At 73.5% G+C, this 14,749-nt stretch carries 15 protein-coding genes and 1 tRNA gene; 2 read left to right on the top strand and 14 right to left on the bottom strand.

Annotation, left to right across the window (positions count from 1 at the left end; translation table 11 throughout):
- Positions 1 to 19: 19 nt before the first annotated feature.
- Together OO47_RS33970 and OO47_RS12570 are read left to right on the top strand one after the other, a co-directional pair.
- Positions 20 to 517, top strand: coding sequence for a HEAT repeat domain-containing protein (locus OO47_RS33970; protein ID WP_051716148.1), 498 nt, complete (start codon positions 20 to 22; stop codon positions 515 to 517).
- A 61-nt stretch (positions 518 to 578) separates the two neighbouring features.
- Positions 579 to 652 (top strand) — tRNA-Ala (locus OO47_RS12570).
- Between the two features lie 82 nt (positions 653 to 734).
- Here OO47_RS12570 and OO47_RS12565 read toward each other — a convergent pair.
- From OO47_RS12565 to sbnA, 14 genes are all read right to left on the bottom strand, one after another.
- Entirely contained in the window at positions 735 to 1,190 is a 456-nt protein-coding gene (locus OO47_RS12565) for a CYTH domain-containing protein (protein ID WP_030216909.1), read from the bottom strand.
- Between the two features lie 30 nt (positions 1,191 to 1,220).
- Positions 1,221 to 2,072, bottom strand: coding sequence for an EamA family transporter (locus OO47_RS12560; RefSeq protein ID WP_030216907.1), 852 nt, complete (start codon positions 2,070 to 2,072; stop codon positions 1,221 to 1,223).
- Positions 2,069 to 3,058 carry a FomB family phosphonate monophosphate kinase gene (locus tag OO47_RS12555; RefSeq protein ID WP_030216906.1) on the bottom strand — a complete coding sequence of 330 codons (990 nt, stop codon included), beginning with the start codon at positions 3,056 to 3,058 and terminating at the stop codon, positions 2,069 to 2,071. Before OO47_RS12555 ends, OO47_RS12560 begins: the two co-directional genes overlap by 4 nt.
- 50 nt (positions 3,059 to 3,108) lie before the next feature.
- Positions 3,109 to 3,381 (bottom strand): phosphopantetheine-binding protein, encoded by a 273-nt coding sequence (locus OO47_RS12550; protein ID WP_063831897.1) that lies wholly within the window; start codon positions 3,379 to 3,381, stop codon positions 3,109 to 3,111.
- Positions 3,382 to 3,416: 35 nt separating this feature from the next.
- Entirely contained in the window at positions 3,417 to 3,965 is a 549-nt protein-coding gene (locus tag OO47_RS12545) for a thiamine pyrophosphate-dependent enzyme (RefSeq protein ID WP_030216901.1), read from the bottom strand.
- Positions 3,966 to 3,967: 2 nt separating this feature from the next.
- Entirely contained in the window at positions 3,968 to 4,534 is a 567-nt protein-coding gene (locus OO47_RS12540; RefSeq protein ID WP_078489614.1) for a thiamine pyrophosphate-binding protein, read from the bottom strand.
- Positions 4,535 to 4,638: 104 nt separating this feature from the next.
- On the bottom strand, positions 4,639 to 5,382 hold the full coding sequence (locus OO47_RS12535) for a maleylpyruvate isomerase family mycothiol-dependent enzyme (protein ID WP_033208944.1): 744 nt from the start codon (positions 5,380 to 5,382) through the stop codon (positions 4,639 to 4,641).
- Positions 5,379 to 7,634: an FAD/NAD(P)-binding protein gene (locus OO47_RS12530; RefSeq protein ID WP_234323148.1), complete on the bottom strand. Its 2,256-nt coding sequence runs from the start codon at positions 7,632 to 7,634 to the stop codon at positions 5,379 to 5,381. Before OO47_RS12530 ends, OO47_RS12535 begins: the two co-directional genes overlap by 4 nt.
- A 105-nt stretch (positions 7,635 to 7,739) precedes the next feature.
- Positions 7,740 to 8,864, bottom strand: coding sequence for a pyridoxal-phosphate-dependent aminotransferase family protein (locus OO47_RS12525; RefSeq protein WP_030216889.1), 1,125 nt, complete (start codon positions 8,862 to 8,864; stop codon positions 7,740 to 7,742).
- Entirely contained in the window at positions 8,861 to 9,781 is a 921-nt protein-coding gene (locus OO47_RS12520; RefSeq protein WP_158708656.1) for an amino acid kinase family protein, read from the bottom strand. The genes OO47_RS12525 and OO47_RS12520 overlap by 4 nt, the downstream gene beginning before the upstream one ends.
- A gap of 11 nt (positions 9,782 to 9,792) precedes the next feature.
- Positions 9,793 to 10,950 carry a nucleotidyltransferase domain-containing protein gene (locus OO47_RS12515; RefSeq protein ID WP_030216884.1) on the bottom strand — a complete coding sequence of 386 codons (1,158 nt, stop codon included), beginning with the start codon at positions 10,948 to 10,950 and terminating at the stop codon, positions 9,793 to 9,795.
- A 1-nt stretch (position 10,951) separates the two neighbouring features.
- Positions 10,952 to 12,667 carry an amino acid adenylation domain-containing protein gene (locus OO47_RS12510; RefSeq protein WP_051716147.1) on the bottom strand — a complete coding sequence of 572 codons (1,716 nt, stop codon included), beginning with the start codon at positions 12,665 to 12,667 and terminating at the stop codon, positions 10,952 to 10,954.
- Complete coding sequence (locus tag OO47_RS12505; protein ID WP_030216879.1) at positions 12,664 to 13,779, bottom strand: 2,3-diaminopropionate biosynthesis protein SbnB; 1,116 nt, start codon at positions 13,777 to 13,779, stop codon at positions 12,664 to 12,666. Before OO47_RS12505 ends, OO47_RS12510 begins: the two co-directional genes overlap by 4 nt.
- Positions 13,772 to 14,749 carry a 2,3-diaminopropionate biosynthesis protein SbnA gene (sbnA, locus tag OO47_RS12500; protein ID WP_030216878.1) on the bottom strand — a complete coding sequence of 326 codons (978 nt, stop codon included), beginning with the start codon at positions 14,747 to 14,749 and terminating at the stop codon, positions 13,772 to 13,774. The genes OO47_RS12505 and sbnA overlap by 8 nt, the downstream gene beginning before the upstream one ends.

Genomic DNA, 14,749 nt, shown 5'->3' with positions numbered 1-14,749 from the left:
AGGCCCTAGGCTCCCGCCCGTGGACATGGACGGCTACGCGCGCCTCACGGCCCGGATCGAGAAGGCCTGGGAGAAATTCGACGACCCGGCCACGCCGCACCGGGACTTCCGCCTGGACGAGATCAGCGACGTCCTGGAGGCGGGTCTGCTGACGCAGGAGGACGCCGAGCGGGCCGTCGGACGCATGGTCGGGGTTGCCCTGTCCGGCGACGAGGACAGGGCAGTCCTGGAATCCGCCCTGTACGCCGTTTGCACGGCGGGCACGCGCTACACGCTCCCCCTCCCGCTCGTGAAACCGCTCGCCGACGCGGCGGACCGCTTCGACCCCCCGCTCCTGGCCTACGTCCTGTCGGCCCTCGGCTCCACGTACGACAAGGCGGCGACACCGCTCGCCGAGCGGTTCCTCGACCACCCCCACCCCGAGATCCGCCGGGAGGCGGAGGACGCCCTGACCGAGATCCGGTGGCGGTACCGGCACGAGCCGATCGGGGGAGCCCTCCCCGACGCCCTCGGCTGACCTGCGGCGGAAGCGATTTTTGTTCTCGCCGGTCGGGGTGCTAATGTTTCACACGTCGCAAGGGCCTGTGGCGCAGTCTGGTAGCGCACCTCGTTCGCATCGAGGGGGTCTGGGGTTCAAATCCCCACAGGTCCACAGACAACGGGAATCCCGTCCGATCGCAAGATCGGGCGGGATTTTCGTCGTCCGGGCGCCGGGCGGAGGAGAAGGACGGGACTTACGGGCGGAGCGCCAGGGTCGCGTTGGAGTAGGCGGGGTCGCCGGTGATGTCCCTGACGGCCCAGGGAGGGGCGGGCGGCGGGACGGCCGGGTCGCCCCGCCACTCGATCTCGGCCACCGTGAGGCCCGCGTGGACACCGGTGTACTCGTCGACGATCCAGTCGTCCGGGAGCGAGTGGCGCCGTTTCTCCAGGACGCGTCCGGTGCAGAGGGCGAGGAGTTCCAGGGCGTCCGGAACGGGGACGGGGTACTCGTACTCGGCCCGGGTCGGACCGGAGCGGGGGCCCTTGACGGTGAGGAAGGCCGCGTTGTCGTCGACGACCCGGATCCGGACCTCGGGGGAGCGGTCCGTGGTGAGGTAGCCCTGGCGCAGGGTGTGCGTGGCGCGGATCAGGGCGCGCCAGCGCGGGTCGTCCGCGACGACGAGGTACTTGCGTTCTGTCTCCGTGGGCAAACCGGACACTTCCTTCCTGTGTCGTGCTTCCTATGACGTGCCGAGCATCAGCGCGATGCCCGCGACCATCAGGGTGGCGGCGGCGATGCGCGGGCCGCCGAAGCGCTCCTTGAAGAAGAACGCGGCGATCGCGGCGCCGGCGATCACGCTGAACTCGCGGAGCACGGCCACCGGCGCGAGCGGCGCCCTGGTCTGCGCCCACAGCACCAGACCGTACGAGACGACCGACAGCACGCCCCCGACGAGGCCCGGCAGCAGGACGGGGCGCAGCCTCGGGAGCAGGGCGCCGCGGAGCGTGACCGCCGCGTACGCGGGGATCGCCAGACCGTCGAGGAGCATCAGCCAGGCGATGTAGCCGAGGGCCGCGCCGGCCTCGCGGACACCGACGCCGTCCACCACCGTGTACACGGCGATCATCAGGCCCGTGGTCGCGGCCATCGCCACGGCCGGACCGCTGGGCCGGCCGGTCCGGTCCCTGACCCCCCACAGCGCCAGGCCGACGATCCCGGTCGTCGCGACCGCGATCCCGGCCGCGCCGGCCCCCACCAGGTGCTCGCCCAGCGCGAAGACGGCGAACAGGGTGACCAGCAGCGGCGCCACGCCCCGGGCGATCGGGTACACCTGCCCGAAGTCACCCAGCCGGAACGAGCGCATCAGCGCCACCTGGTAACCGATGTGCAGGAGGACCGAGGCGATCAGGTACGGCCAGGCGGCCGGCGACGGGAGCGGCGCCAGACACGCCAGGACGGCGCCGGACAGGGTGCGTCCGGCGCCGACCAGGCTCAGGCAGGCCAGTTCGTCCTTGATGCGGTGGGTGATCGCGTTCCAGCTCGCGTGGGTTACCGCGGCGAACAGCACCACTCCGACGACGAGCGGCGTCACGCCCTCAGCTCCGCCAGCACCGTCTTGCGGACGAGCGGATCGAGCATGTCGACGTTCGCCCGGTAGCAGCGGGCGCCCTCGACCAGGGTGGTGAGCTGTGCGCGCAGTCCGGCCAGGGTGGCCGTGAACGCGTCGAGGTCGCCGCCGTGATGGTCCAGCAGGTCGTCCTTCAGGCCGTAGTTGACCACCCCGTCCGAGAACAGGCCGAGGAACAGGCCCGCCTGCTCCGCGGTGATCCGCGCGAAGCCCCCCGGACGCCCGGGGGAGAAGTCGGTGATCACGATGTTGCGGACCCGCCCGCTGTCGCTGGGCGCGCCCGCGAACAGCAGCTCCGGCGCGGCCACGAAGTCCCCGCTCTCCAGGTGCGGGGTCAGCCCGTGCTCCTCGATCAGCCGCTCGAACTGCGGGGCCCGCCGGACCCGTACCGCCGAGGGCACGGCGTGCGCCTCCCCGTCGCGCACCAGCGCATGGGTGTTGGTGAGGAACCGCGCCCCGTCCAGGCAGGCCTGGGTGAGGAACACCGTCTTGCCGCCGGCGTTGGGCCCGACGAGCAGCGTGGCCGCGCCGTCGTCGAAGGTGAAACCGCCCGCCTTCAGGTGCAGGTAGCCGTGGTCGACCGCGAAGTCGGTGAGGATCCGCTTGACGAAGTACGGCCAGACCGTGCGCTCCAGGCGGCGGCCGAAGACGTACGAGCGCCTGCCCTCGGTGACGAGGTACGCGGGGTCGCCGAAGATGTGGTTGAGGTAGTAGCCCGAGCGGAAGCGCTTGGCCCGCAGCGTGCGGTCGCAGAGCCCCCGCAGCACCTCCGGGTCGTACGGGTCCCGGTCCAGGTCCACGCAGACGATCTCGTGGTCCGGCTCGGTTCCGGCGGGCGCCTCGCGGGAGAAGTACGCGTAGGCGTCGAAGGCCTCGAGGTTGCTGGAGATCCGTACCGAGAGGAGGTTGAGGTCCACCAGCCGGGTGGAGCGGACCGGGAGCGCGCCCAGTCCGGCCGGGCCGGCGGTCGTGCCCGTCCCGGCGGGGGTCGGGGCGGCCGTCACGCGGCCGCCGCCAGGGTCGTGACGGCGGCGGTGATGCCGGCCTCCGAGGCGAACGTCTCGCGGGTCAGCAGCTCGTCGGGGAACTCGACGTCGAACTCGTCCTCCAGGGCGACCAGCAGACTCACGCTCAGCAGCGAGTCCATGCCCGCCTCCCACAGGTCGGCGCCGGGGCCGAGGGAGGAGACGTCGACGGAGCCGCCCAGGACCGCGAGCAGGACCTTGTGGACCCGCTCCGCCTGCCCGGACGTGGTCGCGGCGGTGTCTTCCATGGTGCGCGTGCTCCTATCCGTGTCCGTGGGGGGTGTCAGGCGGCCGCGGCGGCGCGGAACCGCTCGACGAGCTGCTGCGGGGTCCACTCCACCCGCTTGCCGGCGTGCGCGCCGCGCGGGGCGCAGGCGACGTGCAGCAGGGTGGTGACGCCCGGCTCGGGCCGTACGGCGGCCAGCTCCTCGGGCGAGGAGACGCTGTGCGCGGCGGAGTAGCCGGCGGCGAGCGCCATGCCCACCGGGTCGGCGATGCGCACCGGGCGCTGACCACCGGTGCTCTCGTGCACGCCGTTGTCGAGGACGACGTGCACCAGGTCCGGGGCGTGCTCGGCGATCATCGGCAGCGCGCCGGGGTTCATCGCGAACGAACCGTCGCCGTCGAGGACGACCACGTGGCGGCCCGGCCGGGCCAGCGCCACGCCCAGGCCGACGGGGGCGGCCATGCCCATGGACCCGACCAGGTAGAAGTTCTCGGGCCGGTCGGCGGTGTTGTAGAGGTCGCGGGTGATGAACCCGCAGGTGGACACGTACAGGGACGTGGGGAACTTCTCGGTGACCGCGCGGATCGCGTCCTGGATGCCGAACATGCTCAGATGCCTTCCTTGACGATGAGGACGGGAGTGGTGCGTCCGTCCTCGGCGGCCGCGAGGCAGCGCTCGACGGAGCCGTGGGGGTCGCTCGGGTCGAAGACGGTGTGGCGCAGGCCGAACACGTCGAGGAGGTTGAGCAGTTCGCGGCCGATGATGTCGTGCTCGACCGCGTCGTTCCCGTCGTGGCCGCGCCAGCTGACGATCAGCGGCACGTGCAGGTCGTAGATGAGGTTGAGCGAGGTCAGCACGTTCAGGGAGTAGCCCAGGCCCGAGTTCTGCATGAGGACGACGGGCTTCGCGCCGGCCGCCGACAGGCCCGAGGCGACGCCGAGCGCGGAGTCCTCGCGGGGCGCGGGCAGGTAGGAGACGGTCCCGGCGGGGCCCTCCCCGCTCTCCAGCACCCGGAAGACGCCCTTGAGGAGCGAGCAGGGGACACCGGTGAAGTGGGTGAACCCGCGGTCCACGAAGGCCTGGACGAGCGCCTCGGCGGCGCTCTGCGCGTGCTGCGCGTTCTCGCGCCCCGTGGCGGCCGGCGGCCGTGCGGTCAGGGTCTGGGCGTCTGTCATGGGGAGGGAACTCTCTTCCGGAGTACGTACGGGTGTCACACGGCCGGCGTGTGCGGGGTGGGGCGGGGCGGGCCCGCGGGGTGCGGGCCCGCCCCACCGGTGTCCTACGGCCAGGCGGTCAGCTCGGGCAGCGCCGCGGCCGGGTCGCCGTCCGCGACCGGCAGGACCGGGTGCGGACGGCCGGAGATCCAGGCGGCCAGCGCGCGCAGCGAGCCGCGGACCACCACCGGGGTCGCGCCCTCGGCCGCGGTGGACCACTCCTGGCCGGTGTCCTCGGCGTGCAGGGCGACGCCCTGCGGCAGCCGGCCCTTCAGGAAGGAGACCACGTGCGAGGAGAGCGCGGTGCTCCACTCCGCGGAGCCGTAGCCGACGGTGAGGTCGACGGTGTGCAGCTCGGTCTCCCTCCACCACGCGAGCTGGGTCGCGAACAGCGGCGAGTTCCGGTACGAGCAGGGCAGCTCCCAGCCGTCGGGGCCGAGCGCGTCCCAGGCCTCCTCCAGGGCGGTCAGGCCCTCCTCCAGCTGCTCCCGCAGCCACGCGACCGGCTCGCCGTGCAGCTCCTCGATGCGCCGGTCGCGGGTGGGCCGCCCGCCGTCGTACACCTCGACGGACTTGCCCTCGGCGGCGTACCGGGCCTGGCGGGCGAACGCCCGCGACAGGTCGGCGAGGTGGATCAGGACGTGGCCGCGCGTCCAGCCCGGGAGGTGGACGGCCTCACGGGCGCCCTCCTCCGTGATCTCCGCGGCGGCGGCCCGGAGCCTGTCGTGCGCGGCGCGGATCTCCTTGAGCCGCTCGGGGACGTCGACGCCGCCGTACTCGGGTGCGGTGTAGTCGATGGAGGTGCTCATGACGGGTTCCTTTCGAGTTCCTTCGTCTTCCCCCCGGCCGGGGACTCCTGCGGCATGAACGCGTGGATCCAGCAGAGGATGTCCCGGATGACGTGGTGGTCCTTGTTCGGTCGGAGGGCGCCGATCTGGTGGTACATCACACCCTCGCTGGGCGGGCCCAGGAAGGTGATCCGGGACTCGACCCTGCCATCGGCGCGGACCGGGTGGAACTCGGGGGTGAGGTCCAGGCCGCCGGGGACGAAGTCGGCTTCGCCGATACCGGGGTTGGCCCACTTGCGGACGATGCCGCGGCGCAGCAGGTTCGGGTAGACCGGCATGACGTCGCGCTCGGCGTCGAAGCCGTGGACCCGCGCGTCGACGAGGGCGTCCGCGTACCGCTCGGCACCGGTGGCCGGGCCGCTGACGCGGAACAGGCCGCGCTCCTCGTCGCACTCCACCCGGGCGCCGGGACCGACCGAGATGTCGACCCGGCCGCTCTTGATCAGCGCGGTGACCTTCTCCATCGCCTCCACCGAGGCGCCCTGGCACAGCCGGTTGTGGTGCGGCGTGTACACGTTGAGGAAGGTGCGGTGCGAGGAGGCGAGCAGCCCGCCGAAGTCGACCGCCTCGATCACGACGCCCCGCATGTCGCGCCAGGCGGCGTCGGCCGCCGCCTTCGCCGGGTTGCTCAGATTGCCCTGGGCGGCCCAGCGGATGTCCCGGTCCAGGAAGTCGAGGAACGTCTCGACGTACTCCTCGGGGCTCGCGTAACCGCCCTCGGGCACCGGCACCGGGTTGATGGTCCGCTCCCAGGAGAACCGGTGGTCGGCCGCCCGCGTGGCGTGCCGCCACGGGGACTCGGCCGCCGCGACCGCGGCCGCGAAGGCGTGCGGGTCGCCGGCCTCCGCGAGCAGCGCCCCGGCCCGTTCGGCGCCGTACACGACGGTGAGGAAGGAGCGCACCGCCCGGTCGACCGGCGGCAGGACGCCGGCGGACCCGCCGTCGCCGTACACCGCGAGGGCGGTACGGCCGGCCAGGACGTCGTCGACCCGGTCCGCGAGGTCCCGCGCCAGGTCCTCGACGGGCGCGACGAGGAACGCGCCGGCCTCGTGGTGGTCGGCGAAGGCGTCCGCGTCGGCCAGGAACTTCTCGTACGCCGGCTGCGCGGCCCGGATCGCCGCCCGGCGGAACTCCGTCCCGTACAGCACCCCGTACTGGATGAGCGCCATTTCGAGGAGGATCAGCGGGAAGACGTGCCGCTCGAAGTCGAGCTGGCGCTTGGGGGCGCCGCCGATGACGTTCGGCACGCCGACGGTCGCCCGCAGCCCGGCCACGGCCGCCGTGGTGAGGAAGGGGCCCTTGTACTCCAGGGCCGCGATGTCGCGTTCCTTCTCGTTGTACGGCCGGGCGAAGGTGAACAGGCCGGAGCGGCTGAACGCGACGATGGAGTCGGGTTCGGCGCCGCACGGGCGGTAGACGAGCTCGCCGTCGGCGTCCCGCTCGAAGCTGCCGCCGCGGCCCTCGGTGAGGTAGAGCAGCACGTCGATGCCGGTGAGCCCCATGCCCAGACAGGCGACGGTGGTGCCCGGGCCGGTGTGCGCCGGGTCCAGGGACCGCTCCAGCGGGTACGCGGAGGGGATGAGGTGCGCCCCCGGGTGCGCGTCGGCGAACCGGGCCAGGTGGGCCTGGCGCGGGTCCAGTTCCGGCCGGTTGGACGAGTGGCCGGTGAGCATGAGGACGTAGTCGGCCTCGTAGGCGGGGGCGCCGTCGGCGGTGAGGACGGCGAACCGGTCGCCGCGCTCCTCCAGGTCGACGACCTCGGCCTGCCGCAGGGTCACCTCGACGCCCTCGGCGGCGCGCAGGATCTCGACGTACCCGCGGAACTGGTCGCGCAGGGCCTCGCCGTGCACGAACCGCTTGGGCCAGTCCTCGGCGACCATGTCGTAGACCGGGTCGCCGGTCTCCTCGAACTTCCTGCGGCACCAGTCGAGCAGCGTGGGCCGCTCGGACGCGGACAGCAGCGGGCCGGCGTCGACGACGCTCTCGTCCGCGGCGAAGGCCACCTGGCCGACGACGCGGTTGAGGTAGCTGGTCCTCGTCTGGTCAGGGCTGTGGACCTGGCCGGGCCCGAACTCGCCCGAGAGGTCGTAGATCACGATCTCCAGGGCGACCGCGTCCCGCCGGTCGCGCACCAGCGCGGCGAGGCGTTCCAGGACGTACGTGCAGGTCGGGCCGCCGCCCACGATCGCCAGGTGAATCGGCGCAGCGTTCACGGAATGGTCGGTTGTCACCGGCTCACCGCTCCATTTCTCTTCTCGGCCCGGGGCCCCGGCTCGGCGTTCCGGCGGTGGGCCCGGGTAGGGGGTTTCGGCTGGGGGTCAGGAAGGCGAGGGCGCGCACCGGGCCACGACCTCGTCGAAGGCGCGGAAGAAGCCCGCGATGTCGGTGGCGGTCAACTGGCCCATGTTGGCGAGGCGGAACACGCCCGCGGACTTCTCCTGGGTCGCGTAGATCACGTAGCCGTGCTCCTTGAGACCGTCGTGCAGTTCGTCGTACGTCATGCCGTTGGCCAGGTGCGCGTTGGTGATCGAGCCGGCCCTCTGGTCCGCGGGCAGGAGCAGGTCGATGCCGCGCTCCTCCAGACCGGCGCGGATCTCGGCGGCACGGGCCGCGTAGCGCGCGGTCCGCGCCGGGACGCCCTCGGCGAGGGTGAGGTCGAGGGCCGCGTCGAGGGCGCGCAGCACCTGGACGGCCGGCGTGAACTGCGGGCTGCCCTTGAGGACCTGGGCGCGGTAGTTCGCCGACAGGTCGAAGTAGAAGGTGCGGGCGGGCACGTCCGCGAGGGCGTCGAGGCGCTCCCGGGGAGCGCAGACGAAGCTGATGCCCGGCATGCCCTCCAGGCACTTGTTGGCGGTGCCGACGCACCAGTCGACGTGGTCCCGGACGACGTCCAGGTCCTCGGCGCCGAGGCTGCTGATCGCGTCGACGATCAGGGACCGCCCGTGGCGGTCGACCAGCGCGCCCAGCTCGCGCAGCGGGTTGAGCATGCCGGTGCTGGTCTCGTGGTGGACGACCGCGACGTGGGTGACGCCCGGGTCGGCGGCGAGCGCGCGGTCGACCGCGTCGAGGTCGAGCGGGACGGCCCAGCCGAACTCCAGCCGGACGCTGTCGATGCCGTGGACGTCCGCGATGCGGAGCAGCCGCTCGCCGTAGTGGCCGTTGTCCAGGACCAGCAGGCGGCCCCCGGCGGGGACGACCGAACTGACGACGGCCTCCAGGGCCGCCGTGCCGGAGCCGGTGAGCAGGACCGCGGCGTGGCTGTCCCGGTCGGCCCCGCAGACCTCGGTGATCTTGCCCGCGACGGTGCCCAGGAGCGCCTGGGTCTCGGGCTCCCGGTGGCACTCGTCGGGGCCCGCCAGGGCGGCCCGGACCCGGTCGTGCACATTGACGGGCCCCGGGTTCAGCAGGACGACGCGGTCGGGCCGTCCGGGCGTGCCGGTCATGTGGGGTCCTCCTGGGACGGTTCGGTGGGCCGGTCGGCGGCCCGGTCGGTCGGCCGGGCGGCGGGGGCGGGGGTGCGGCGCCGGATCAGGGTGCGGGGGACGTCGCCCGGCCAGGCGCCGAGGGGGGCGAAGAGGTGCCGCAGGCCCCCCGGGCCGCGGTCGCCGCGGGTGATGACGCACTCGGCGCCGCGGCGGGCGTGCGCGGCGAGCGCCTCGACCTTGCCCTCCATGGCTCCGGTGGCGTCCCACGCGTCGTCCCAGAACAGCCGCCGCGCGGCGGTCAGGTCGTCGGGGTCGAGGTACGGCAGGACCGGGCTGTCCGGGTCCCGCGCGAGGTGGATGCCGGCCACGTCGGTGAGGGCGACGACCCGGACGGGGCCGGCGGCCACGGCGGCGTCGAGCACCACCCCGGGGACGTCGTCGCTGCTGAGGATGCGCAGGGTGCCGGCCGCGGTGACCACGCAGTCGCTGGACAGCACCGGCAGCGCGCCCTCCGCGAGGAGCCGGGACACCACCCCGGTCTCGGTGACGGTGGTGCCGTCGGGCAGTTCGTTGAGCATCGAGGTGGTCTGGAGCGGCACGGCCCGCACCCCGTGGGCGCGGAGCGCGGTGGTCCACGCCCAGCGCATGCGGAAGGCCGGTTCGGTCAGGGCGACGGCCGCGTACGGGTCGTCCTTCGCGGCCTTGATCCGCAGGCCGACCGGGTGGCAGAGGGCACCGCCGCCGGTGACCAGGACGACCCGGCCGGGGCGTGCGGCGACCAGTTCGGCGACCAGGCGCGCGTACGCGTCGATGGCCGCGTGGTCGGTCTCCCCGCTGTGCCGCTTGTCGGAGAGCAGGCTGCCGCCGATCTTGAGGACGAGCAGTCCCGGCTCCTGCTCCGTGGCGCCCGGCGCTGTCGCGGAAGCCGGGGACACGGCGGTGGCGCTCACTGGAGCGGGACGTTGGAGAGGGTCCCGGCGGTGTGCCGGCGGGCGTTGAACAGGCGCTCCAGGAAGGGCTGTTCCCAGCGGGCGCTCTGGCCGTCGAGGGACCCGTACAGTTCGAGGTAGTCCGTGTCCTCGGGCCGCAGCGCGGCCAGGACGTGGGCCGGGACGGCTTCCGGGTAGAGCACGGCGGTGAAGTGCAGCGCGTAGTAGACGATGGCCTCGGCGCCGACCGACGCGACCCGCTTGAGGAACCGCTGCCAGGCGTCCTCCCCGCAGGCCCCCGCGACCAGGGCGAGGTCGAGGAACTTGCTCAGCTGGAGGTCCTGGCGGTCCTCGATGAAGTGGAGGCTGGTGGCCTCCTTGTGCAGGTGCGAGCAGAGGTCCAGGAGCCGGTCGTCGGGAGCGGGCTCCCAGGCGGGGGCGCTGCACAGCACGGCGGGCACGGCGCGGTCGAGCAGCTCGGCGGCGCCCGCGCTGATCCCGGACTTCTTCTGGAAGATGTCGTGGCAGATGTCGACGTTGAAGTCGGTGATGTCCGGGCGGCCGCCGGGCTTGCGGTACGGCAGCTGGTTGCTCAGGTTCATCTTCCAGAACGCCTGCGTCTCGCGGCTGTACGGCTCGATCCGCTCGCCGTCCTCGGCGACCTTGCCCTGGACGTAGCCGAGGCGCAGCAGGACCTCGTGGGCGGCGCGGGCGTCCTCGCGGGCCAGCAGCACGTCGAGGTCGGCGATGCGGCGCAGCGCCGGGTCGCGGTACTCGCCCTCGCCGAGGGAGAAGCCCTTGCGGACCGCGAACCGCAGCCCCGAGGCGGTCAGTTCGGCGAAGACCCGGCCGAACTCGTCGGACAGGCCCTGGTTGCGGGCCCGGTTGGCGAGGTAGGCGCCGGTGAACACCCAGGGGTAGGGGAAGCCCGGCTGTTCGCCGGACTTGCGGTCCAGCCGGTGGCGGTCGACGTGCCGGCCGATCAGCGGCAGCAGCTTGTGCCACGCGGCGGCCTCCAGGAAGGCGCCCCAGTCGAGGTCCGGGCGGCTCGCCAGCTCGCGGACGGCGGCGACGTCGTCGGCACCGAGCCGGAGCCGGGCCATCCGCAGCAGCAGCCGGGAGTGGACGGGCAGGTCCTCGGCGGTCAGGTCACGGGAAGGGTTCTGGTCTGCCATGTCACACCTCTGCGGGGGACGTGCCGTCCTGCGCGAGCCGGCGCAGCGCACGGTGGTCGGTCTTGCCGTTGGGGGTCAGGGGGAGCGCGTCCAGCTCGGTGAGCCGGCGCGGCACCATCGCCTCGGGGAGGGAGCCGGCCAGGTGGGCGCGGAGTTCCCCGGGCGTCACGGGCCCGCGGGCCGTGTAGTGGGCGGCGAGCACGGGGTTCCCGTCGACGACGGGGACGGTGACGGCGGCGCGGTCCACGGCCGGGTGGCGCAGCAGGACGGCCTCGATCTCGTCGAGTTCCATGCGGACGCCGGCGACCTTGACCTGGCGGTCGACCCGGCCGAGGTAGAGCACCACGCCCTCCTCGAAGCGGGCCAGGTCGCCGGTGCGGTAGAGCCGGCCGGTGGGCGACCCGGGGTCCAGCGGGTCGGCGAAGAACGCGCGGGCGTTGTTGTCCGGGTCGTTGACGTAGCCGAGTCCGACGACGACACCGCCGACGAAGAGCTCCCCGGCCTCGCCGGGCTCGGCGGACCGCCACACGCCCTCGTCCTCCTCGTGCACGAGCAGGTAGAGCCGGGCGTTGTCGATGGGCCGGCCGACGGGCAGCCGGGGCAGGCCGGTGTCGGCGGCGGTCACCTCGTGGTGGGTGACGTCGTCGGAGCACTCGGTGGGGCCGTAGGCGTTCAGCAGGCGCACGTGGGGGAGGGCCGCGAGCGTGCGGGCGGCGAGTTCGGGGCGGAGCTCCTCACCGGTGGAGATCAGCCAGCGCAGGTCCGGCAGCACCGGGCCGCGCCGCTCGGCCTCGCCGACGAGCCAGCCGACCACGGTGGGCACGAGCTCGACGACGGTGACGCCGGTGCGCTCCAGGACGGTGCGGACCCGGCGCGGGAAGTCGAGGTCGGGCTGCCGTACGACGACGACGGCGCCGCCGACGAGGAGGGGGGCGAGCATCTGCCAGACGGAGATGTCGAAGACCAGGGGCGCGGTGAACGCGAGCCGGTCCCCGGCGGTGAGGTCCAGGTCGGCGACCTTGGCCCACAGGTGGTTGACCATGCCGCGGTGCTCGACGGCCGCGCCCTTGGGCCGGCCGGTGGTGCCGGACGTGAAGATGCAGTACCGGGGCTCCAGCGACTGGTCGCGGCCGTCGGGGGCGTACGGGGCTCCGGTGGCGTCCGCTTCGGCGGTGGCGTCCGGGCCGGGGGCCGCGACGACGGTGACGCCGAGCCCGGCGGCCGCCGCGACCGAGGTCTCCCCGGCGGCCCCGCCGCCGCCCGGACCGCCGGAGTAGTCGAGCAGGAACCCGGCCGCGGCGCGTTCGAGGACCTCGGTGACCCGCTGGGCCGGCCAGTCGGTGGCGACGGGCAGGTAGACGGCCCCGAGCCCTTCGAGGGCGAGGAACGCGGCGATCGTGTCCGCGGAGCGTTCGCCGACGGCGGCCACGACGCTTCCCGCGCCGCAGCCGGCCGCGACGAGGGCGGCGCGGAAGCGGGCGGCGCGGGCCAGCAGTCCGGGGTAGGTGAGGGTGGTGTCGCCGTCGACGACGGCGGGCGCGTCCGGGGTGGCGGCGGCGAAGCGCGCGACGTGGTGGAGCACGCCGGGCGCGGTGTCGAACTCCGCGGACCGGCCGAGGGAGAGCGCGCCCGCGCGGGCCGCGGCGCCCTCTGCGAGCGGCAGCGGGGTGAGGACCGGCGCGGCGGGGGCCGGGGCCGGGGCGGTTCGGAGGGTCATGACGCCCCCGCGCTCTGGTGGCGGTCCAGCTCGTGGAAGAAGCCGCCGATGGGGACGGCCTCTCCGGCCGCGACGGCCGTGCGGTGGACGTGGGCGCCGACGGCCAGGTCGAGGATGCCGAGCCCGAAGGGGGAGAACACCACGGGCCGGTCGGCGGGGACGGTGACCTTGCCGGTGAGCACGTCGTACAGCGTGCCGTCCAGGAAGTCCCGCCCGCCCGTGCGCTGTTCGGCCAGGTGCACCGAGGTGTCGGCCTTCAGCACGTGCTCGACGTCGTCGACGATGTTGACGCTGTCCAGGATCACGTCGGTGCCCAGGTCGCGCAGCGAGACGTGCAGGACCAGCGGGTTGTGGGAGAACCAGTCCGGGTCGTTCACGTGCGGGGTGGCCGCGGTGGTGGCGAAGACGATCAGGTCGCAGGCGCGGACGAGGTCCTCGGCGGAGGAGTGGACGCGGACCGGCCGGCCGGTGGGCTCCAGGACCTGCCGGGCGAACGAGGCGGCGTAGTCGTCGCTCAGGTCGAAGACGTGGTACTCGTCGACGTCCCAGTCGAGTTCGGCCAGGTAGTCCTGGACGAACCGGGCGATGAGACCGGTGCCGAAGAAGCCGACGCGGCGGGGCGTGGAGCCGCGCTGGGCGGCGATCCGCCGGGCCGCGGCGGCGGCCGACGCGGCGGTGCGCACGGCGCTGATGATGGACCCCTCCAGGCAGGCGTAGGGGTAGCCGGTGGCCGGGTCGTTGAGCAGCAGGACGGCGGAGGCGCGCGGGATGCCCCGCTCCAGGTTGGTGGGGAAGCTGGAGATCCACTTGATCCCGTCCACACCGGCCGTCAGGGCCGTGCCGTCCGCGTCGCCCGTGCGGTCGGCGTCGCCCGTGCCGTCCGCGCCGCCCGTGCCGCCGACCGAGGCCGGCAGGGCGATGATCCGGGCGGTGGGCCGGTCGGGGAAGCGCAGGAAGTACGAGGGCGGGTTGACGGTCCCGCCTTCGCCGTGGCGGCGGTAGGCGGCCTCCACCAGGTCGATGATCTCCGCCCTGCGCCCTTCGAGGCCGCGGTGCACCGCCGCGCCGGGGACGACGGAGAACTGCGGGGGGCCGCCCTGCTGCTCAGCCATTGCTCTCTTCCTGTTCCTTGTCGAGGTCGCCGTAGGTGCTCCGCACCCAGGCGTCGTCGTAGACCGTTTCGATGTAGCGGTCGCCCATGTCGGCGGAGATGGCCACCGAGGTGAGGGCGGGCGAGCCGGTGGCGTGCTGCTCCAGCCAGCGGGCGGCACCGCTGACGACGGTCCCGGTGGAGCCGCCCATGAGGAATCCGTGGCGGGCGAGGCGACGGCACATCCGCACGGTGTCGCGCTCGTGCACCCGGACGATCTCGTCCGGCCGGGCCTCGGCCACCAGCGGCATCGGCTCGCTGGCGCCGAGCCCCGGCAGGTGCCGGGGGCCGGGGGCCATGCCGAAGTTGACGGACCCCACGGTGTCCACCGCGATGATCCGCACGCCGGGGCGGTTGTCCCGGAACCAGCGGGCACAGCCGGTGAGGGTGCCCCCGGTGCCGGTGCCGATGAACAGCACGTCGAGGCCGGGGAACTGCTTGGCGATCAGGGGCGCGGTGTTCTCGTAGTGGGCCAGCCAGTTGGCGGGGTTCTCGTACTGGTTGAGCCACACGTAACCGGAGTTGCGGGCGCACAGCTCGCGGACGAGCGCCTTGCGGGCGGACAGGTAACTGCCGTCCGCGTCGGGCCGGTCGGCGACCACGACCTCGCTGCCGAGGGCCCGCATGAGCTTGACGGTCGAGGGGTTGCACTTGGGATCGGTGACACAGACGAACCGCAGGGAGCGGGCGGCCGCCACCACGCTGAGCGCCACTCCGAGGTTTCCGGAGGACGACTCGACGATGGTGGCGTGCTCGTCGATCAGGCCGAGCCGTTCGGCCGACGCGATCATGGAGGTGGCGGCCCTGAGCTTGACGGAGCCGGCGAAGTTGAAGCCTTCGCACTTGAGGTGCAGCGGGAGGCGAAGGGTCTGTCCGAGGTCGACGTAGACGTCGCTGTCGAACAGTTCGTCCGCTGTGGAGATGATGGCCAA

Origin of the sequence: Streptomyces bikiniensis (assembly GCF_000716625.1) — a bacterium.
In the GTDB taxonomy this organism is placed as follows: domain Bacteria; phylum Actinomycetota; class Actinomycetes; order Streptomycetales; family Streptomycetaceae; genus Streptomyces; species Streptomyces bikiniensis.
The sequence above is the reverse complement of the archived record's forward strand: the minus strand, read 5'-3'. Positions and strand labels throughout refer to the sequence as shown.